The following is a 20,724-nucleotide window of genomic DNA, read 5'->3' on the forward strand; positions in this document are numbered from 1 at the left end:
CGTTACGCGCGTAAACCGGCTGTAAGGCGGGATGCTCCCGCCTTCGGAGCCGGAACGGCGTGCCCGGCGGCAGGGGAATCAACGGATTTCCGGCGGAGTTGAGGTTTCTCGGAGGGAAGGCCGGGGGAGGACGAGAAGACACCCGAGATCACGCCCTGGAGGGCGCACCCCCCGTATGCGCCCGTCCGCCGCCGGAAGCGACGCAGGACGGCGCCGGCCGTGATCGACCCGCTCCCGTCCGCGGCTGCCCGCGGCGGAGGGCACCCAGGCACACCCCCGTGCCACCACCCACGACGAGGGGGCGCATATGGACGCATTCACCGCAGGACTGCTACAGCGCATAAAGGCCACGGAAACCGACCTCACCCTGGCTCGCGAGACCGGCGACGACTTCCTCGCGGACGTCGAGCTGGCCGAGCTGGAAGACCTCCGGCGGCTGGCCGCCGAGCACGGCGTGCGGGTCGAAGCGGCCTGACCCGTCCGGCCCGGCGCACGTCCGCACCGCACCCGTACCCACGACACTCACGCCTACGACTACGCCCGACTGTGCGCGAACCGTAGACGCCGGTGGGTCCGGCACCCGACAGGTGCCGGACCCACCGGCGTACCGACAACTCCGGGGCTTCCCCGGCCCGCGCCGGGCGCCGCCGCCCGGATCCACCGGCCCGGCACGGCGCCGCACCGTCCGGCGCGGACACCTGCCGATGGCCGTGATTCGCCCGACGGCGCCCGGCCGGATCAGTCGTGCCAGCCGCCGAACTCCTCCAACAGGCCCTGGAGCGGGCCGAAGACCCCGGGAACGGCCGCGACGGCCAGCTCGTACGAGGGAGGACTCCCCGGGCGGCCGCCGGTCTGTGCACCGGCCTCCCTGGCGATCAGATCGCCCGCCGCCAGATCCCAGGGATGGAGCCCCCGCTCGTAGTAGCCGTCCAGCCGGCCCGCCGCCACATCGCACAGATCCACGGCGGCCGAGCCGCCGCGCCGGATGTCCCGCAGCTTCGGGATCAGCCTCTCCGCCACCGCCGCCTGATGGCTGCGGACCTCTGCGACGTAGTTGAAGCCCGTCGCGACCAGCGCCTGGTCCAGCGGCGGCGCCGGACGGCAGCGCACCGGCCGGTCGTTCAGAAAGGCACCCCCGCCCAGCACGGCGCGGCTCGTCTCGCCGCGCATCGGAGCCGTCACCACCCCGACGACCGTCTCGCCGTCGCGCTGTGCCGCGATCGACACCGCCCAGGTCGGCAGTCCGTAGAGGTAGTTCACCGTGCCGTCCAGCGGATCCACCACCCAGCGGATGCCGCTGGTCCCCGTGCTGGAGGCACCCTCCTCGCCCAGGAATCCGTCGTCGGGCCTGCGCTCCGCCAGGAAACCGGTGATCAGCTTCTCGGCCGCGATGTCCATCTCGGTGACCACGTCGATCGGGCTGGACTTGGTCGCCGCCACTCCCAGATCGTCCGGACGGCCGTCGCGCAGCAGCCTGCCCGCCCGGTCGGCGGCCTCCAGGGCCAAGGCGAGCAGTTCGGACAGGAGCGGGTCACTCGTGGTGGTCACGGCCATTCCTCACGGTCGGCACGGGAAGGAAACGGGACGGAGACGGGACGGGGCAGCACGGGGAGCGGCCCTATGCGTACGGATCGTCCGCACCGGCCGCCGCGGGCCGTGCGATCCGCGCCGGGCAGCAGCCCACCGGGCAGATGTCGTGCGAAGCCCCGAGGGCCCCCAGCGCACACGGCCGCACCGGCTCGCCGCGCTCCGTCGCCGCCCGCTCCAGGACCAGTTCCCGCACGGCCGCCGCGAACCGCGGGTCCGCGCCGACGGTCGCCGAGCGGCGCACCGGAAGGCCCAGCTCGGCCGCCTTCGCCGCCGCTTCCGTATCGAGGTCGTACAGCACCTCCATATGGTCCGAGACGAACCCGATGGGCACCAGCACGGCAGCCGGGGCCCCCGCGCCGTGCAACTGCTCCAAGTGGTCGCAGACGTCGGGCTCCAGCCAGGGGATGTGCGGGGCGCCGCTGCGGGACTGGTAGACCAGCTCCCAGGGGCGGTCCGCACCGGTCTCCTCGCGGACGGCCTCCGCGATCACCCGGGCCACGTCCCGGTGCTCCCGCAGATACGCTCCGCCGTCGCCGTGCTCCTCCACCGGACCGGAAGCGTCCGCCGAGGCCGTGGGGATGGAGTGGGTCGTGAACACGAGGTGCGCGTCCGCGCGCAGCTCCTCGGGCAGGTCCGCGATGGCCGTCAGCACCCCGTCCACCATCGGCCGCACGAACCCGGGATGGTTGAAGTAGTGCCGGAGCTTGTCGACCCGCGGCGGCTCCAGCCCCTCCGCCCGCAGTGCGCCGAGGGCGTCCGCGAGGTTCTCCCGGTACTGGCGGCAGCCCGAGTACGAGGCGTACGCGCTGGTGGCGAGCACGGCGATCCGGCGGCGGCCGTCATGGACCATGTCCCGCAGGGTGTCAGTCAGATACGGGGCCCAGTTTCTGTTCCCCCAGTACACCGGCAGGTGCAGGCCGTGGTCCGCGAAGTCCTTGCGGAGCGCGTCCAGCAGCGCACGGTTCTGGTCGTTGATCGGACTGACGCCGCCGAACAGGAAGTAGTGCTCTCCGACCTCCTTCAGGCGCTCTCTGGGGATACCCCGGCCACGCGTCACGTTCTCCAGGAACGGGACCACATCGTCCGGTCCCTCGGGACCACCGAAGGAGAGCAGGAGCAGGGCGTCGTACGGGGCGGGGTCATGCAGGTCGGACATGAACCGATCCTCCCACCCGGCACCGACAACGCCGCACCCACCCGCCGCCGCGACCCCCGTTCGAGGCACCCCTGCCCGCGGGGGTGCCCGCATCCGCGGAGGTCGTTCCAGCTCACGGACCGATTTCCGGGAAACCCCGATGCGCGTGGCCGATCCCGGCGCGTAATCTGTCATCGCCACTGATACGCCTTACCGGACCTGTCCCACCGGAGCCCGTGTTGCCCAGTCCCTACCGCGCCATCTTCGCCGCCCCCGGCGCCAAGGCGTTCTCCGCCGCCGGACTCGTCGGACGGCTGCCGCTGGCGATGACCGGCGTCGGAGTGCTGGCGATGATCTCCGAGCTGACCGGTCGCTACCGTCTCGCCGGTCTGGTCGCGGCGACCATCGCCCTCGCGGCCGCGGCCCTCGGCCCCCAGATTTCCCGCCTGGTCGACCGGCACGGCCAGACGAAGGTGCTCCGCCCGGCCACCCTGGTGTCGGTGGCTTCGGGGACGGGCCTCATCCTCTGCGCCACCGCGGGCGCTCCGGTGTGGACGCTGTTCGTCTTCGCCGCCGGCGTCGGTTGCGTGCCGAGCGTCGGCTCGATGGTCCGCGCCCGCTGGGCGGCGATCTACCGGGGCCGCGGGGAGCTGCACACCGCGTACTCCTGGGAGTCCATCGTCGACGAACTCTGCTTCATCGCCGGACCCCCGCTGGCGATCGGTCTCTCCACCGCCTGGTTCCCGGCGGCCGGTCCGCTACTCTCCGGTCTCTTCCTGATGGCCGGCGTCTTCTGGCTGACCGCACAGAAGGCCACCGAGCCCGTCCCGGCCCCCCGGGAGCACCACACGCCCGGCTCGGCGATGGCCTCGCGCGGCCTCCAGGTCCTGGTGGTCACCTTCGTCGCCACGGGCGCCATCTTCGGCTCGGTCGAGGTGGTCTCCGTCGCCTTCGCCGAGGAGCAGGGCAACAAGGCCGCCTCCAGTATCGCGCTGGCGGTCTATGCCGCCGGGTCCTGTCTGGCGGGACTGGTCTTCGGACTGCTCCGCCTCAAGGGTTCCCCCGGGCGCCGGTGGCTGATCGGCGTCTGCGCGATGGCCGTGAGCACCATCCCCCTGCTGTTCGTCGGGAACCTGGTCGCCCTGAGCCTGGCGCTGTTCGTCGCGGGCCTGGCCATCGCCCCGACGATGGTGACCACCATGGGGCTGGTCGGTTCGCACGTGCCGTCCGCCAAGCTGACCGAGGGGATGACCTGGGTCAGTACGGGACTCGCGGTCGGCGTGGCGCTGGGCTCCGGCGCGGCGGGCGTCGCCGTCGACGAATGGGGTGCGCAGACCGCATACGGCGTCCCGGGGGTTGCCGGACTGCTGGCGGCCGTGGTGGCGTTCGTCGGGTACCGCCGGCTGAGCCGGCCGGCGACGACGCGGGAGGGGCAGCGGGTCGATGAGCACGATCAGCACGCAGAGAGGGACGCGAACCTGGCGTAACTGGGCGGGGACCGTGACCGCCCGCCCCGTACGGGAGGCGATCCCCGCGTCGGCGGACGAGGTCGCCGAAGCGGTACGGCGGGCCGCCGAGGACGGCCTCCGGGTCAAGACGGTCGGCACGGGCCATTCCTTCACGGCCGTCGCAGCCACCGACGGGCTGCTCATCCGTCCCGATCTGCTCACGGGCATCCGGCGGATCGACCGCGAGGCGATGACGGTGACCGTGGCCTCCGGCACCCCGCTGAGGCGGCTCAACCAGGCCCTCGCACGCGAGGGCCTGTCGCTCGCCAATATGGGCGACATCATGGCGCAGACCGTCGCCGGTGCGGTGAGCACCGGCACGCACGGCACGGGCCGGGACTCCGGTTCGCTGGCCGCCCAGATCCGCGGACTGGAGCTGGTCACCGCCGACGGCTCCCTGCTGACCTGCGACGCCGAGACCCGTCCGGATGTCTTCGCCGCCGCCAGGATCGGTCTGGGCGCCCTCGGAGTGATCACGGCGGTCACTCTCGCTGTGGAACCGCTCTTCCTGCTGACCGCACGGGAGGAGCCGATGCCCTTCGGCCGGGTGGTTGCCGAGTTCGACGAACTGCACGCGGAGAACGAACACTTCGAGTTCTACTGGTTCCCCCACACGGACAACTGCAACACCAAGCGCAACAACCGCAGCGCGGGTCCCCTGATCTCACCGGGTGCACTCCTCGGGTGGATAGACGACGAACTCCTCTCCAACGGCCTGTTCCAGGTGGCGAACTCGGTCGGCCGGGCCGTCCCCGCCGCGATACCGCCGATCGCCAAGTTCGCCAGCCGGGCGCTGTCCGCCCGTACCTACACCGACATTCCCTACAAGGTCTTCACCTCGCCGCGCCGGGTGCGCTTCGTGGAGATGGAGTACGCCCTGCCGCGGGAGGCCTGTACGGCGGCGCTGCGCGAGGTCCGGGCGATGATCGAACGCTCGCCGCTGAAGATCAGCTTCCCGGTCGAGGTACGGACCGCCCCCGCCGACGACATCACCCTCTCCACCGCATCCGGGCGGGACAGCGCCTACCTCGCCGTCCATCTGTACCGGGGGACGCCCCACCGGGCCTACTTCACGGCGGTGGAACGCATCATGACCGCGTACGGGGGCCGCCCGCACTGGGGCAAGCTGCACACTCGTGACGCGGAGTACCTGGCCGGCGCCTACCCCCGGTTCGGCGAGTTCACGGCGCTCCGGGACCGGCTCGACCCGGAGCGGCTGTTCGGGAACGACCATCTGCGGCGCGTGCTGGGCGACTGAACGGGCCGCGGGGGCGGTTCATCCGCCGCCGGCCGTGCTGCCCGCCGTACCGGCGCCTGTGCCCGTACGCGAACCGGAGTCCGCTCCCGGGGCCCGGGAACCGCCTTCGGTTCCGGCAGCCGTCCCGGGGGCTTCCGTGGCCGGAGGAGTCGGTTCGGGTGCCGACGGGTCCGGTGTGGCGGACGGGCCGGGAGAGGGCTTTCCGCCGGGCGGATCCGGCTCTCCGGAGCCGCCGTTCCCGTCCTCGCCCGGCGTCGGAGCGGCCGGATCGTCACCGGGGGAGCCCTCCCGCTCCGTACGGTCGCCGGTTCCGTCCTCCGGCCCGGAGGAGGGAGCACCGGGCCGCGGGGAGGTGTCGCTGCCGCCACCGGAGCCGCCGCCTCCTCCCGGGCCGCCCCGGACGACCGAACCGACCGTGGTCCCCGGGGCGCCGTCCAGCCCGGAGCCGGAGAGCAGTTCGTATCCGGTGATCCCGGCCATGGCGACGCCGAAGACCACGGCTGCCGCGGCGGCGGGGCGCTTCCACCCCCGCATCCGGGTGCCGTGGGTGGTGGCGGCACCGAACCCGCCCGCGGGCTCCTCCGACGGCGGCAGGGACAGCGGTACGGGCTCCGCCGGGGGAAGCCGCCTCCCCCGTACGGGGGTCCGTACGTCACGGAGCTGGTCACCGGTACGGCTGAAGAGGTGCTGGATGAGCGGGCCGCCGCAGGTGGCCACGGCGCTGACCACGCCCGCGCCGACGATCGTGCCGTACACCCCGAGTCTGGAGGCGAGTACGGCGGCGGCGACCGCGGCCAGCACGCTCGCGACCACTTGGGGCACGCTCAGGTCGAGCCGTCGCTCCGACCGTTCCCGGGGCTCCCGGGAGGGGTGCGGACGGCCCGGATCGAATCGGCTGCCACCGGTTTCCGGCCTCTGATGCATCGTCTGTCCCTGCTCGCCTTTCTGTGGAGTCCGTACACATGAGGGACAGATGGGGCGAAGTGAATAGTTCCCTTTGGGGAGATTCTGTGAACCAAGACACCTGTCCCACTCGTTCGGCGGACGGTCGCGCAGTCCGCCGTGAACTTCGGTGGCGAGGCAGTCCACCCTGATGGCCCGAATGGAGTACTGTGGCCAGCCTTGGGCCCGGACTCCCTCATGGGTGCCCGGATCCCGGGAAATGGGGGCCGAAAGCGGCGCTCGATCCGGCGGCGCCGCACTACCGCACGGAAATCTGCACGCAGAGTGATTCTGTGATCACGCTGAGTGGCAAACAGGTAACCGTGCCACAGTGGCGATCACGGGCCTGTGCCCGACACGCCGGAGCAACTCGGCAAGGTTGTGGCAGGCTGCACCCGGGCAGGCCACACTCGACTAGCGGAAGCAGCGACGCACAGGTGACGTCGGCAGGCACCACCCGGGAGGTCCCCATGCCCGAACTGCGTGTCGTGGCCGTCTCCAACGACGGCACACGACTGGTGCTCAAGGCTGCGGACAGCACGGAGTACACCCTTCCGATCGACGAGCGGCTGCGAGCCGCCGTACGCAACGACCGTGCCCGCCTCGGCCAGATCGAAATCGAGGTCGAGAGCCACCTCCGCCCCCGGGACATCCAGGCCCGGATACGCGCGGGAGCCTCGGCGGAGGAAGTCGCCCAGATGGCGGGCATCCCGGTCGAACGGGTGCGCCGCTTCGAGGGCCCTGTGCTCGCCGAGCGTGCCTTCATGGCCGAGCGTGCCCGTAAGACCCCTGTACGGCGCCCCGGTGAGAACTCCGGGCCCCCGCTCGGCGAGGCCGTACAGGAACGGCTGGTGCTGCGCGGTGCGGAGAAGGAGACCACCCTCTGGGACTCCTGGCGGCGTGACGACGGAACCTGGGAGGTGCTGCTCGTCTACCGGGTCGCGGGCGAACCGCACTCCGCGATCTGGACGTACGACCCGCCGCGCAGGCTGGTGCAGGCCGTCGACGACGAAGCGCGCGCGCTGATCGGCGAGACGGACGACACCATCACCGCGCACGAGGCGAGCGTTCCGTTCGTGCCGAGGATCGCCCGGCTGCCCCGGGACCGCCCGCTGGACCGGAACCTCGACCGGGCGCCGGACCGGCCCGGCGGGGCCGCGGGGAGTGGCGCCCCGGTGGCCGATGACGGCGAGCGCGACTCGCTGACGAGCCTTCTGGAGGCCGTGCCGAGCTTCCGGGGCGACATGGTGGTTCCGGAGCGGTCCGTGCCCGCCGAGGCCGAAGAGAGCGCCGTGGAGCCCGAGGCGGAGGAGACCGTCGCGCCCGCGGCCTCGGCGGGCGCCGGATCCGCGTACGCCGATGTCCTGATGCCGTCGCGTTCGGTCGCCGGCCACCGGGACCGGCTGATCGGGACCACCGACCGGCAGGCCGAAGCGGACGGCGTCCGTCCGGGACGGCGCGCCGCCGTCCCGAGCTGGGACGAGATCGTCTTCGGTACACGCCGCAAGAAACAGGACTGATGACCGGCGGCGGCCCTCCCCGGGCCGCCGCCGGGGCGGTCAGGAACCCGGCGCGCCCGCCGCCGCCCGGACGAAGGCATCGAAGATCCGCTGCTGGGCCGGGTCGTCGTGCGCCGTGTCCTCCGGATGCCACTGAACCGCCGTCAGCCAGTCCTGCGCGCCGACGAGTTCCAGCGCCTCCGCCGTACCGTCCGCGGCCCGGGCCGTGACCCGCAGCCCGTCACCGAGCAGGTCGACCCGCCGCCGATGGTGGCAGGAAGCCCGCACGGTTTCGTTTCCGGCGATCCGCGCTATCCGGGAACCGGGGCGCAGGGTGACCGGGTGCAGCAGATGCCGGTGGCCGGTCTCCGTACCGGGCGCGTCCTCTTGAAGGGTGCCGCCGAGCACGGTGTTCACGATGTGGAGCCCCCGGCAGACCGCCAGGATCGGCAGCCCGGTGCGCAGCGCCTGACGGGCCAGTTCGAGATCGAAACCGTCCTGCTCGGCGTCGTCTCCGGTGTCATCCGCCGCTTCGCAGCTTTGGGAATCGCCGTGGAGCGTGCCGTTCCCGGCGTACCGGTGTGATGCGAAGTCCCTGCCGCCCGGCAGCAGGACCCCGTCGAAACGGGCGAGCCGGGCGGCCACATCGTCCGCGTAGGCGATTCCGCCCGGTGCGTACGGATGAAGGGCGACAGGTTCACCGCCCGCCCGCCACACCGCGTCCACGAGCGGGCGGGAACTGACCACGGCGGTGCCCGGAAGGCCCGGAGCCGACGGGGAGAAGCGGGCGGGGACGGTGATGAGGGGTCTGGGCAGGGTCACGGGCGGGTCCAGGGGTTGGTACGGGGCCGGGCCGTCTCCGGACGACCGCGCCGGCCCTCGACGGGAAGGGCTGTGGTGAACGACCGGTCTGAGGGGGCCGTGGTTGCGCCCGGGGGGCGGAATGATTCCGGACTCCTGCGCGGAAGGGGCAGTCACCCGTTCCGGGTCGGCCGGGTTCCGCCGGAGCGTGGAGTCCGGAGTGCCGGGCAGGCCACTGGCGGTGCCCGGTGCCCGGTGCCCGACGGCAGTTCGGCAGATGCTGTGGGCGACCGGGAGTACGCGGCGTACGGAACCTGAAGAGGACGCGCCGATGGTGCGCAGCCGGTCCGGGGCGCCGGTCGGGGAGAAGACGTGAAGACATGTGGACGCCGGGGAGCACCCGGCTCGGAGACGGGCCGTACGGAGCGGTGTCGTACGTACCGGGTGAGGCCGGACAGGGGCCCGGACGGCGCTCCCCGGCCGGAGCGCCGTCCCGCTGCCTTCCGCACTGTGTACCGCCGGAGGCGGCCGTACGGAGGCCGCACGCCGGGTCCGGGCGGGCTGGTGGGCGGGAAGGGGCCCGGCCCGGACCGGAACGCATACGGTCGGGAGACCGACGTCGGCGGCCGCGCGGGAGACGCTCCTTTCCGCACGGCCTCCGACGGCGGCGGGTTCGTGGTCCGCCGGTTCCGGTCGGCGCATCACAACGCTGTCGGGTCTGTTCAGTCGAGTGCAGATCGGCTCACATCTGCTCGGATCATCGAATCAGTTCACACGAGTGGGGCATCAGTGGGGTGTCGTCGGATCGAATCGGATCCGGGGCGATCGGGTCCGACCGATGCTGTGCGGCTCTGTTCGACTCGACGGTCCCTTGTGCCGTCACCGCGGTCGGTACGGGGTCGCTGCGAGTACTCCAAAAGGGTCAGACCTGACGGGGCGCGGCCAGCCGCCGTGCCGCCCTGGCTTCCTTCTCCGCTTCCTGCCACAGCCGCTGGAGCATGCGCCGCCGCTCCGAGGGGCGCATCCGGGCGATCGCGATCTCCGCGCAGGCCACACCGTCGGCCCAGGGCATCGTCACGATCCCGCGCTGGCGCGGAATTCCGGCCATCGTCCCCGGTGCGGCGTGCACCCGGGCCGGATGCCGGTGGTCGGACGTCCTCGTGCCCCGCGTCTCGGTGTTCCGCGAAGCCGAGGCAGCCGCCCTGGCATCCGCCCGCTGCTTCTGCTGCTGCGGGCTCAGCCGGGAGAGATTGCGCACATGGACGACCTTGCGCCGGCCCGCCAGCAGGTCCGCCTGGAGTTCCGGGCCGAGTTCGAGGACGGAGAGCTTGGAGGAGATCGTCGACTGGGCGATGCCCAGCCGCTTGGCGGCCTTGTTCTGGGAGCCGTAGAACTCCACCAGCTTCTTCAGGGCGTACGCCTGCTCCAGCGGGTTCATATCGTCCCGGTGGACGTTGGCGACGAACGCGGCCTCCAGAAGCGAGCGGTCGGTCGAGACGAGGGCATCGTCCACACTGACGCGGACGCTGGCCAGTCCCGCCTTGCGCGCGGCCTCCAGCCGGCGGTGGCCGTCGACGACGATGTAGCGGGCGCCCGGATCCAGTTCGGCGGCACGGGACGGCCGCTCGCGGACGTACGCCTCGACCGAGGCCACCGTGATGGCGTTGACGAGGCCGATCTCCCGGATGCTGGTGGTCAGCGGTTCGAGGTCGCGCAGGGCCTCCCGAGGGTTGTCGGGATTCCGGCCGATGGAGCCGAGGGTCAGCTCCGACGGCTGCCCGTCTTCGATGTCCTGGTCCGTGGCACTCTGGGATCGTGTCTGGTGCGTCCTGTCGGTCTCGATGAACATATCGGAAGACATGCAGGTGAGCCCTTTCCTCTTACGTGCCGCCCGGGTTCCCCGTGTTCAAGCCCGAGCAGACGCCCAATGTGCCAGGCCCCACCGGCCAGAGCTTGGCCAACTGATTGCCAAACGCTTGCCACGGCACGGGGTGATTGCGGAGGATTCACGACATGACCGATGGGGGAATGCGGTTCCGGATCCTCGGCGGCCTCGAATGGACCGTCGACGGCGCATCGTTGCGCATCGGGCGGCGCCGTGAACGGCTGCTGCTCGGCCTGTTGCTGCTCGACGTCGGACGCGTCGTTCCGGCGAACCGGCTGATCAGTCTGCTCTGGGACGACGGGCAGTCCCCGTCGAGCGCCCGCGGCAGCCTTCAGGTGCATGTCTCACGCCTCCGCGGCCGGTTCACGGCCGAGGACGCCGAACACTACGGCTTCGCGCTGGTGAAATCGGGCGACGGCTATCTGATCGAAGGCGATCCCAGCGCCGTCGACCTGCACCGCTTCCGCTCCTTGTTGCTCCGCGCCGAACGCGCCGACAACCTCGAAGAGCGGTTGAAACTGCTGGACGCGGCCCTGGCCGACTGGGGCGGGCCGGTGCTGGCCGGTACCGCGCCCGAGGGGCTGGTGCGCCGACTGGGCGCCGGATTCGAGGATTCGTACATCTCCGCGGTCACCCAGCGTGCGGAGACCCGGCTGCTGCTGGGCCGCCGGGAACTGGTGCTGGAGGAATTGGCGCGGGCCACGGCTGAGCATCCGCACCATGAACGCCTTGCCATGCTGAGGATGATCGCGCTGTACCGCGCGGACCACCGCGGCGAGGCACTGGAGGTCTACAACGAGACCCGCACCCGGCTCGCGGAGGACCTCGGTCTGGACCCGGGCGCCGACCTCCGGCACGTACAGAACATGATCCTGCGGGCCGACCCCCTGCTGCTGGACGATGCGGTCGTGCCCCGTACCGAACGCGCCCGGGGTGATGCCTCCGGCCGTACGGGGTGGTTCCTGGGCGCGGTGCCCACCCCGCGCGCCGGTGCCGCCGGTGACAGCGTGCCCGGCGACAGGCCGGGGAGCCCGCAGCCCCGGTCCGGCGGTGGTACGGGGGCGCGCAGGGAAGCGGAACTGCCCGCGGGCGCATGGCGGGAGCGCGGACTGCGTACGGGCGGTGGCGGAGACACCGGCGGGCGCGAGGGCGCGGACGAGGGCGCCCGCTCCGAGGCCGAGGGAGCCGGCGGCCGTCCCACCGGCCGTGAGAGCGGTGCCGGGCCCGACCACGGGCACGCCTCCCTCCGTACGTCCGGCCACGGTCACGGCCTCGCCGCCGGCCAGGGGCCGGCTCCGGACCATGGCCGTGACCACGCACGCTCCCACGACGACTATGCCTCGGGGCGGGTACGCCCCGAGGCCGAATCGGTCCAGCGCCAGTCCCGGACCGGGGCGTTCATCGGCCGCGCCAAGGAACTGGCCCAGATGGGACGGCTGGTCGAGGAGGCGAGCGGGGGCTCCGGAGTGCTGATGATCGTGGGCCCCGCGGGCAGTGGCAAAACCGCGCTCGCGCTCCACTGGTGCCGCAGCTCCCGGGAGACCTTCCCCGACGGACAGCTCTTCCTCGACCTGCGCGGCCACAGCGACGAGAGCCCGATGCGGCCCAAGGAGGCGCTGTCCGGCCTGCTCCGCGCCCTGGGCATCCCGTACCAGAACATTCCACACGAACTCGCCGAGATGGCGGAGCTGTACCAGAGCACCCTTGCCGACCGGCGCGTTCTGATCGTTCTCGACAACGCGGAATCGGCGGATCAGGTACGGCAGCTGCTGCCGTACGACACCGGATGCCTCGCGCTGGTCACCAGCCGCAACCGGCTGGGTTCGCTGATCGTGACGCACGGCGCGTCGATGCTGCCGCTCCAGCCCCTGGCGTCCGACGAGGCCAAGGCGCTGGTGCGCAGTGTGGTCGGGGCGCGCAGGGCCGAGGCGGAGCCCGAGGCACTCGGCGACCTGGTCGCGATCTGCGGGCGCAGTCCCCTCGCACTGCGGATCGCCGCAGCCAATCTGGCCCTGCACCCCGACAGTCTGATCGCCCACCACGTACGGGAGCTGCGGTCCGGCAATCCCCTGGAGACGCTGGCGGTGGCGGGCGATCCGGATGCGGCGGTGCGCCGGACCTTCGAGCTGTCGTACCGGCGGCTCGACCCGGACGCACGGGACGCATTCCGCCTGCTGGGGATCCTGCCGGGGCCGGTGACGACGGTTCCGGCCGTCGCGGCGCTCCTCGGCCGCTCCGTGCCGGCCGCGAGCGGACTTCTCGACCGGCTGTTCGCGGAACATCTGGTCGAGCGGATCGGCCGGGACCGGCTGCGGCTGCACGATCTGATCTGGTGGTACGCACGGCTCCTGGTGGAAGCGGGGGATCCGATTCCTGTTCAGCGGGAGGCCCGCCGCCGGCTGCTGCGCTGGTACGCGGTGTCCGCGGACTCCGCGGCCCGCTGCCTGTATCCGCAGATACTGCGCCTGGAGGTGACCCCGGTGGGGGCGGACGCCCGTACCGCGACCTTCGACGACCCGCAGCGCGCCGCCGACTGGTTCGACGCGGAGCACGCGGACCTGGTGCGGCTGATCGAAGCCGAGGCGCCGGGGGACGGCGGTACGGCAACAAGGGGCGCGCCGGGGGACGGCGGTACGGCAACAAGGAGCGTGCCGGGGGACGGCGGTACGACAACAAGGGGCGGCGGAAGCGGTGCTGCCGGTTCCGGGCCGGACTCCAGCGTGTGGATCATCGCCGACATCCTCCGCGGCTACTTCTGGCTCCGCAGGCACACGGATTCCTGGGCCGCGGTCGCCGCGGTCGCCCTGCGGACCGCGCACGAGGCAGGAGACTTCCGCGGTCAGGCCGCGGCCCATCAGAGCCTGGGGCTGGTCAGCTTCACCCGCGGGGATCTGGAGCTGAGCCGTAACCACTTCGAACAGGCCATCGAGTTGGCACGGCGGGCCGGCTGGGGGGTGGCCGAGTCCGTCGCGCTGTCCAACCTCGCGGGGGTCTCCGGTGATCTCGGACTGCTCAGTCAGGCCGCCGAGTACTACGGCCAGTCGATCGCGATCGACCGCAAGCTCCGCCGCAGCCCCTCACAGCCGTTTCTCGGGCTCGGCGAAGTACTCCACAGCATGGGACGGTTGCGGGAGGCGGAGCGGCTGTGCCGCCGCGCCCTGGCGCTCTCCCACAAGATCGGGGCGCCTGACAGCCCCTCCCGGATCAGCTGCACCCTGGCGACGATCTCCCTCGACCTGGGGCTGCTGGTGACGGCGCAGGAACTGGCCATGACCTCCCGCAGGGGCTTCCAGGCGATCGGGAACCTCCCGGGCGAGGCCGAGGTGCTCAGTGTGCTCGCGATGATCGGTGCGGAGGCGGGCGACGGACAGGGCGCGCTGCGGGCCGCGCTGACGGCGTGCCGGCTCAGCAGGCGTTCGGGGCGGCCGCGGCTGCGGCTCGACGCGATGATCGCGATGGGGCACGCCCGTTACCAGCTCGGACAGTACGACCGGGCCTTCGAGCATTTCCGGATCGCCCGGGAGACCGCCGAGGACATCGGCTACCTCAAGGGGCGCACAATGGCCCTGCTCGGACTGGGGGTTTGTGCGGCGCGCATCCACCGGCCGCTGCAGGCCCTCGGGTACGCGGCGTCGGCCCTCAGCCTCGCCAAGGAGTCCCAGCTCCGGCTCCAGGAGGGGCAGGCGCAGGCGGTGATCGCCCTTTCGCAGTCCGCGTGCGGGGATCCCGTTTCGGCGGCGCGGGCGGGTCGGCTGGCCGAGGACATCTACGCTGCGACGGGCTACCGGCCCCTGCATTCGCCGTTCGGGCGCCCGATGGAAGGGCTTCCTTCGGAGGACGAGTTCCCGGAGCTGTGCCTGCCGAGCTGAGCGCGCGAGCCCGGACCGCGCCACCCTTGTGGTCCGCGCGCTTCGGGAGGTTCCGGTGCGGCCCGGGGTGGGCGCGGCTGCCGCATTCTCGGGCGGTGTCCTGGTCCCTGCCGTCGTGGGCGCTGCTGTCGGCACCGGCACCGGCACCGGCACCGCTACCGACGCCGGTGTCGGTGACGGTGTCGTTGTCAGTGCCGTTGGATACGGTTCTGTTGCCGGGCGGATCCGGTGGGGCGGCGCGGGGTTGCGCCGGGGGCGGACGGCGGAGCCCGAGCCGTTCGGCCGACGGTGAAAGGTGCGTGGCCCATCCGTGTCGCTGTTTGGGCCGAACGGGTGAGGGGCGGGAGGATGGGGTCATGAGCAGGTACGAAAGGTATGACGTCACGGACGAGCAGTGGGAGGGCCTCGCGCAGGTCGTGCCCTTGCGCGGCCGTGACGAATGGCCGTCACGGGTCGATCACCGGACCGTCCCCCAGGACTATGCGGCCGCGCGGCAGCGCCGGTTCATCGTGCTGCGGGTGCAGATTTTCGCGGACGCGCGGGAGGTCGCGGAGTATCTGGTCGGGGGGATTCCGGTGCTCCTCGACCTCACGGGCGCGGACACGGACGTGGCGAAGCGGATTCTCGACTTCAGCAGTGGTGTCGTCTTCGGACTCGAATGCGGGATGCACCGGGTCGACCGGAATGTGTTCCTCCTGGCCCCGGCCGGTACCGAGGTCGACGGCATCACCGAGGCCGCGACCGGTACGTTCACGACCAACCGGCCCCGCGCCTGACCACCGGCCCTGCCCTCCGGCCCTCCCGGGCCCGTGCGGCACCGGCTTCCGGTGCGGGCGGTCCGGGGTGGTCCTGGGACGGTCCGTTTCGGTGTCCGGGACGGCTGCGAGGCCGGGGCCGGCGGGCGCGGGTCGCCCGTTCGTAGGAAGGCCACGGCGGCGGAACGGTTCGGCGCGCGGGATGCTGCGTACCGTCCGGCGCATGAACGACAACGGTCCGCTCGTCACCGAGCCGCGCTCAGCTTCCGGCCCCGAAAAGGCCCTCACCCGATCCGCCCGTACCGGATCCGCGCCCGGCGGGGGTCACGCGGCGCCTGCCGCCGTGGCGGCCCCGTCCCCGCCGGTGGCCACCGCGGTCCGCCCGACCGTCACCGAGGTACGGCTCTCCGCCTTCCGAACCCATCGCAGTGCGGTCTTCCGGCTGGCCCCGCTGACGTTGTTCGCCGGGGCCAGCGGCAGCGGGAAGTCGACTGTCTTACAGGCGTACGAAGCCCTGGGCGGTCTGGCCGGTGGCGCCGTGCTCGGTGAGGTCTTCGCCGATCCGGAGTCCTGTGTTCCGGAGTCGGCGGAGGCGGATGCGCAAGGCCGCCGCGGTTTCCGTATCGGCTGTACGGTCGACGGCCCGGCCGGTGCCGTCCGACTGGATCTCGCCGTCCAGGCCGAACCCCGGCTGAGGATCGTCGGTGAACGGCTGACCTGCGGTGGGAAGGTGCTGCTCAGGACGGCGCTGCGGGATCCCGAGCGGTCGTCGGTCCAGGCCGAGTGGCTGACCGCGGGGTCCGTGCCCGTGACTCGTGCGCCGCTGCCCGACGACCGGTTGGGCACCGCGCTGCTGCCGCTGCGGGTCGCGGGCAAGACCGAGGGGCAGTTGCTGGTGCTCGCCGCGGCGGAGCAGGCCGTGGTGGCGCTGCGGTCGGTCTTCGCCTGCGATCCGCGGCCGGGGGTAATGCGGCGTCCGGTGGCCGCTGACGACGGCCGGCTCCGGCGGAACTGCGAGAATCTGGCCGGGGTGCTCCACCGCACCCGTGATCAGTGCGCGAGGCGGTACGCCAGGCTGACCGCCGCGGCACGGGCCGGCTGCCGGGGGGACGTCGCCGAACTGACGGTGGAGCATCTGCCCGACGGGATGCTGCGGGCGCTGCTGGACCGGGGACCGGGGCGGGCCGCGACGCCGGTGGAGCGGCTCGGCGACGGTGAACTGCGTTTTATCGCCCTGGCGCTGGTGCTGCTCACGGGGCCCGGGGTGCTGGCCGTGGACCGGGCCGCGGAGATTCCCGACGCGTATCAGTCCCTGACGGTCCTCGCGGACGGGTTCGACCGTGCGCTGGATGCGGCGCAGGCCCGGGAGCTGGTGTCGCTGGGTGCCGTGACGGCGGCGCGCGGGCATGTGCGCCTGGTGGGGTCGGTCGGCGACGCCTCGTTCGCGCGTGGGGTCGAGGGCGTGTCGGTGGTAGATCTGGTGCTGTGACGACATGGAGCAGCGGTGCGGATGACGGTGATGGCGGCGGCGGGGGCCCGGAGGGCGTCGGGGGTACGGAGGGTGGGGAGCGGGCCGGTGGGCTCGATGTCACGGGGCTCCAGCGCCGTCTGGTGGAGTTCGCCGAGGCGCGGGACTGGGGCCCGTACCACACGCCGAAGAACCTCGCCGTGGCGCTGAGCGTGGAGGCGGCCGAACTGGTCGAGATCTTCCAGTGGCTGACGCCGGAGCAGTCGGCGGCGGTGATGGAGGACGACGGGACGGCCCACCGGGTGCGGGACGAGGTGGCCGATGTGCTGGCGTATCTCCTCCAGTTCTGTGCGGTGGTCGGCGTCGATCCGCTGACGGCGCTCTCCGACAAGATCGACCGCAACGAGTCGCGTTTTCCCCGGAGTTGAGTCGGTGGGCCTCGCCTGGGGCCTGGTGCGGCGGGCCGGCGCCCAGGCCCCCCGGGCGCCGTTCCGGGTGCGGTTCCTCCGGTGCTCGACTGTCCGGTATTGCCGGGGTTTTGGGAGTTTTCGGGGGGTGTTGAGAGTGGTGAGGGCCCTGATGCCGACTCGTTTGGATCATGATTTTGTCACTCTCCGGAGTTGTCGAGTTATTAACATCCGACTTCCTGTCCATAGATTTCCGATTTCCTCTGGCTTTTTGACTCAAAGACCTTCACGCTGGGTAATGGAACAGTGAGCAGACAGTCGTACGATCGGGGGCGGCGTACATGGACGCGGAACCACTCATCGACCTGAGCCGACACGCCCTTGCGCGGAGCAGGGCGCTTGCGGAGGTGGTGGCCGAGGCAGGGCAGGCGCAACTGCTTGCGCAGGCCGTCGGTGGACAGTTGGTGGCCTTCGGCCCAGCCGAGCTGAGCCGGGATGCACGTGGCCTCGCCGAGACCTGCGGCCCCGGAGACCGGGACGGTACAGGCCGCGCGGAGGTGATGAGGTCCGGGAGCAGAGCCGCCCGCCTCACGGGGATCGACGACCCCCGTGAGGCGCTGATCGCGCTGGGAGCACTCCTCGCCGATGTGGGCATCGCTCTCGTCGGCGTGGCCTGCGCCACCGGCGAGGAGGGGTTGTACTGGCACTGCGTCGAGGCGATGGACGCCGCCGACGAAGCCGGTGACCGGGTCCGGTCCATGCTGCGCAGACTCTCGGCAGCGGATCTCGCCGGACGGGATCTGCGCAGACCTCCCGGCGTGGTCGGGGAGAGGGCGGGCCCATGGGGCGGCGGGCCGCTCACCGGAGCGAATGGCTCCGCGAAACCGTCGGGTGACGGCAGGATCCGGGAGCGGAGCGCCGAGCGGGAAGCCGGAGGGATACCGAGGAACGGTGCGCCGCCGGGGGAGCCCGAGCGGCTGAACGGCACGGTTGCGCGGGACGGTTGCGGGCATCCCTCGGGAGCCATCGGTCAGACCCCAGCCCGATCCGCGCCCGCGCCCGTTTCCCCGTCCGCACCCGGAGCCGAACCGGTGCTGCGCCCCGCTGTCCGTCCCGCGCCCGTACCCCCGTCCGTCGCTCCGTCCCGGACGGACGGGCCGGTTTCGTGCCATGTTCCGTTGCCGCCCCGGGCCGGTCGACGTGGCGGGTCCCAGGCACCGCGCCCGAGGACGGCCGGATATCCGGACGGGCTGTCCGAGGGAGTGCCGGACCACGGTGGCGTGCCGGCCGTCCCGGATACGGCCGACTCGGCGGCGGGTTCCTCCTGACCGGCTGTGGGACCCGGTGCGAGTCCGGCGGCCGGTCACGGAGCAGGGCGGTCACGGCGGAGCGCGGAGCGGTGCGGTCCGCCGTGCCGGGGCGCGGCTCCGGGCGTCGAGGGGCGCAGGCTCGCCGTGCGAGCGGCGCCGACCGGGCCGGTCCGTACCGGCGCACCGAACGCACCGACGTACCGACAACGCTGCCGGGGCCCACCCGACCGGTGGGTTTCATCCCGCCGCACGGGCGGGCCGCGGGTGAGGGCGGCGGGCTGCGGGCACCCGACGGGGTGCAGGATGGAGGGTATGGAACTCCGCATCTTCACCGAACCCCAGCAGGGCGCGAGCTACGACACACTGCTGACCGTCGCCAAGGCCACCGAGGACCTCGGCTTCGACGCCTTCTTCCGCTCGGACCACTACCTCGCGATGGGATCCGCCGACGGGCTGCCCGGTCCGACCGACGCCTGGATCACCCTGGCCGGGCTGGCCCGGGAGACCAGCAGGATCCGGCTCGGGACGCTGATGACGGCCGGGACGTTCCGGCTCCCCGGAGTCCTCGCCATCCAGGTCGCCCAGGTGGACCGGATGTCGGGCGGCCGGGTCGAACTGGGACTGGGGGCAGGCTGGTTCGAGGAGGAGCACAAGGCGTACGGCATCCCCTTCCCCAAGGAGAAGTTCGCCCGGCTGGAGGAGCAGCTGGCCATCGTCACCGGGCTGTGGGACACGCCGGTGGGCGACACCTTCTCGTACGACGGAACGCATTACCGGCTCACGGATTCGCCCGCGCTCCCCAAGCCCGTGAACGGCCGGGTGCCGGTACTGATCGGCGGTCACGGGGCCACCCGCACCCCCCGCCTGGCCGCGCGGTACGCGGACGAGTTCAATATCCCCTTCGCCTCCGTGGAGGACACCGAGCGGCAGTTCGGGCGGGTCAGGGCGGCCGCCGAGACCCAGGGGCGCGGTCCGGACGAGCTTGTGTACTCGAATGCCCTGGTGGTCTGCGTCGGCCGGAACGATGCCGAGGTGGCGCGACGGGCCGCGGCGATCGGCCGGGAAGTGGACGAGCTGAAGACCAACGGGCTGGCCGGTTCGCCCGCCGAGGTCGTCGACAAGATCGGACAGTACGCCGCCGTCGGCTCCTCCCGGATCTACCTTCAGATCCTGGACCTGTCCGACCTCGACCATCTGGAACTGATCTCGGCCGAGGTCCAGTCCCGGCTGGGCTGAGCCCGTGCGCCCCGCCCGCCCGCTCGCCGAGGCCCTCGCCGAAGGAGCCCTCGTCCTCGACGGGGGCCTCGCGAGCCGACTGGAGGAGCAGGGGAGCGACCTCTCCGGCGAACTCTGGTCGGCCCGCCTCCTGGCAGACGATCCGGGCCGGATCGAAGCCGCGCACCGGGCCTATGTCCGGGCGGGTGCGCGGGTGCTGATCACCGCGAGCTACCAGGCCTCGTACGAGGGGTTTGCTCGCCGGGGACTGACGAGGACGGAGGCCGGGCGGCTGTTCGCCCGCAGTGTGCGGCTCGCCCGGGCCGCGGCCGAGGAGACCGCCGACGAGGTGTGGGTCGCCGCTTCCGTAGGGCCGTACGGAGCGGTGCTCGCGGACGGCAGCGAGTACCGCGGCCGCTACGGGCTCACCGTCCGGGAACTGGAGCGGTTCCACCGGCCGAGGGTCGAGGCACTGGCAGCCGCGGGCCCCGATGTCCTGGCGCTGGAGACCGTGCCGGACACGGACGAGGCCGAGGCGCTGCTGCGGGCCGTCGAAGGCTGCGGCGTGCCCGTCTGGCTCTCGTATACCGTCAGCGGTACGCGGACCCGCGCCGGACAGTCCCTGGACACGGCCTTCGGACTGGTCCGGGGCCTGGACCAGGTGATCGCTGCCGGGGCCAACTGCTGCGAACCGCAGGACACCGCGGTGGCCGTCACCCGGGCCGCCCGGCTGACGGGCAAGCCCGTCGTGGCCTATCCGAACAGCGGTGAGGTATGGGACGCCCGGCGCCGGGTCTGGACCGGCCCCGTCACCTATAACGCCCATCGGGTGGCCGACTGGCTGGGCGCGGGTGCCCGGCTGGTCGGCGGCTGCTGCCGGATCGGACCGGGCGCGATCGCCGATGTCGCCGGCGCCGTCGCGGCGTACGGGCCGGGAGCGGGCTCCTCCGGCCCCCGGGGCTGAACTCCGTCCCCGCACCCGGCGGCCGGAGGGGATGGGAAGGGGCGGCAGGCGCCGTCCCTCCCCGGAGCGGGCCAATATTCCCGGCATCCGTACTCCCGAACCCTCCATAATCGGTCAG

Annotated in this window: 15 protein-coding genes and 1 pseudogene; 11 read left to right on the forward strand and 5 right to left on the reverse strand. The window is 72.3% G+C overall.

The features are described 5' to 3' along the window. Positions 1 to 307 precede the first annotated feature (307 nt). Positions 308 to 475, forward strand: coding sequence for a hypothetical protein (locus tag ACIQ9E_RS00995; RefSeq protein ID WP_006345895.1), 168 nt, complete (start codon positions 308 to 310; stop codon positions 473 to 475). 263 nt (positions 476 to 738) lie between these two features. On the opposite strand, the gene ACIQ9E_RS01000 is transcribed toward ACIQ9E_RS00995, so the two are convergent. Together ACIQ9E_RS01000 and ACIQ9E_RS01005 are read right to left on the reverse strand one after the other, a co-directional pair. After that, complete coding sequence (locus ACIQ9E_RS01000) at positions 739 to 1,548, reverse strand: inositol monophosphatase family protein (protein ID WP_403699940.1); 810 nt, start codon at positions 1,546 to 1,548, stop codon at positions 739 to 741. A 70-nt stretch (positions 1,549 to 1,618) separates the two neighbouring features. Beyond that, a complete protein-coding gene (locus ACIQ9E_RS01005; RefSeq protein WP_403699943.1) occupies positions 1,619 to 2,746 on the reverse strand; it encodes a ferrochelatase in 1,128 nt (375 codons plus the stop codon). Between the two features lie 218 nt (positions 2,747 to 2,964). On the opposite strand from ACIQ9E_RS01005, the gene ACIQ9E_RS01010 reads away from it, so the two are divergent. Together ACIQ9E_RS01010 and ACIQ9E_RS01015 are read left to right on the forward strand one after the other, a co-directional pair. Then, complete coding sequence (locus ACIQ9E_RS01010; protein WP_403699946.1) at positions 2,965 to 4,212, forward strand: MFS transporter; 1,248 nt, start codon at positions 2,965 to 2,967, stop codon at positions 4,210 to 4,212. Continuing rightward, complete coding sequence (locus ACIQ9E_RS01015) at positions 4,169 to 5,491, forward strand: D-arabinono-1,4-lactone oxidase (protein WP_403699949.1); 1,323 nt, start codon at positions 4,169 to 4,171, stop codon at positions 5,489 to 5,491. Before ACIQ9E_RS01010 ends, ACIQ9E_RS01015 begins: the two co-directional genes overlap by 44 nt. 18 nt (positions 5,492 to 5,509) lie before the next feature. On the opposite strand, the gene ACIQ9E_RS01020 is transcribed toward ACIQ9E_RS01015, so the two are convergent. Beyond that, entirely contained in the window at positions 5,510 to 6,415 is a 906-nt protein-coding gene (locus tag ACIQ9E_RS01020) for a hypothetical protein (protein ID WP_403699952.1), read from the reverse strand. Positions 6,416 to 6,870: 455 nt separating this feature from the next. On the opposite strand from ACIQ9E_RS01020, the gene sepH reads away from it, so the two are divergent. Beyond that, a complete protein-coding gene (gene sepH, locus ACIQ9E_RS01025; RefSeq protein ID WP_403699955.1) occupies positions 6,871 to 7,953 on the forward strand; it encodes a septation protein SepH in 1,083 nt (360 codons plus the stop codon). Positions 7,954 to 7,992: 39 nt separating this feature from the next. On the opposite strand, the gene ACIQ9E_RS01030 is transcribed toward sepH, so the two are convergent. After that, entirely contained in the window at positions 7,993 to 8,748 is a 756-nt protein-coding gene (locus ACIQ9E_RS01030; protein WP_403701258.1) for a gamma-glutamyl-gamma-aminobutyrate hydrolase family protein, read from the reverse strand. A 907-nt stretch (positions 8,749 to 9,655) separates the two neighbouring features. Beyond that, positions 9,656 to 10,594, reverse strand: coding sequence for a ParB/RepB/Spo0J family partition protein (locus ACIQ9E_RS01035; protein ID WP_403699958.1), 939 nt, complete (start codon positions 10,592 to 10,594; stop codon positions 9,656 to 9,658). 152 nt (positions 10,595 to 10,746) lie between these two features. Between ACIQ9E_RS01035 and ACIQ9E_RS01040 the strand changes: the two genes are divergently transcribed. The 7 genes and pseudogenes from ACIQ9E_RS01040 (at position 10,747) to mmuM (ending at position 20,606) form a co-directional block, all read left to right on the forward strand. Continuing rightward, positions 10,747 to 14,487: an AfsR/SARP family transcriptional regulator gene (locus tag ACIQ9E_RS01040; RefSeq protein ID WP_403699961.1), complete on the forward strand. Its 3,741-nt coding sequence runs from the start codon at positions 10,747 to 10,749 to the stop codon at positions 14,485 to 14,487. A 356-nt stretch (positions 14,488 to 14,843) separates the two neighbouring features. Further along, on the forward strand, positions 14,844 to 15,263 hold the full coding sequence (locus tag ACIQ9E_RS01045) for a cell division protein SepF (protein ID WP_403699964.1): 420 nt from the start codon (positions 14,844 to 14,846) through the stop codon (positions 15,261 to 15,263). 202 nt (positions 15,264 to 15,465) lie between these two features. After that, positions 15,466 to 16,731, forward strand: coding sequence for an AAA family ATPase (locus ACIQ9E_RS01050; RefSeq protein ID WP_403699967.1), 1,266 nt, complete (start codon positions 15,466 to 15,468; stop codon positions 16,729 to 16,731). A 119-nt stretch (positions 16,732 to 16,850) separates the two neighbouring features. Further along, complete coding sequence (locus tag ACIQ9E_RS01055; RefSeq protein WP_403701261.1) at positions 16,851 to 17,138, forward strand: nucleotide pyrophosphohydrolase; 288 nt, start codon at positions 16,851 to 16,853, stop codon at positions 17,136 to 17,138. Between the two features lie 320 nt (positions 17,139 to 17,458). Further along, positions 17,459 to 17,992, forward strand: a pseudogene (locus ACIQ9E_RS01060) (DUF6099 family protein); the annotation flags it as partial. 747 nt (positions 17,993 to 18,739) lie between these two features. Next, positions 18,740 to 19,663, forward strand: a complete 924-nt coding sequence (locus tag ACIQ9E_RS01065) for an LLM class F420-dependent oxidoreductase (RefSeq protein WP_403699970.1) — start codon at positions 18,740 to 18,742, stop codon at positions 19,661 to 19,663. A 4-nt stretch (positions 19,664 to 19,667) separates the two neighbouring features. Next, a complete protein-coding gene (gene mmuM, locus ACIQ9E_RS01070) occupies positions 19,668 to 20,606 on the forward strand; it encodes a homocysteine S-methyltransferase (RefSeq protein ID WP_403699973.1) in 939 nt (312 codons plus the stop codon). The last annotated feature ends 118 nt before the right edge of the window (positions 20,607 to 20,724 follow it).

The sequence above is a fragment of the Streptomyces sp. NPDC094448 genome, from assembly GCF_044763775.1.
Classification (GTDB): Bacteria; Actinomycetota; Actinomycetes; order Streptomycetales; family Streptomycetaceae; genus Streptomyces.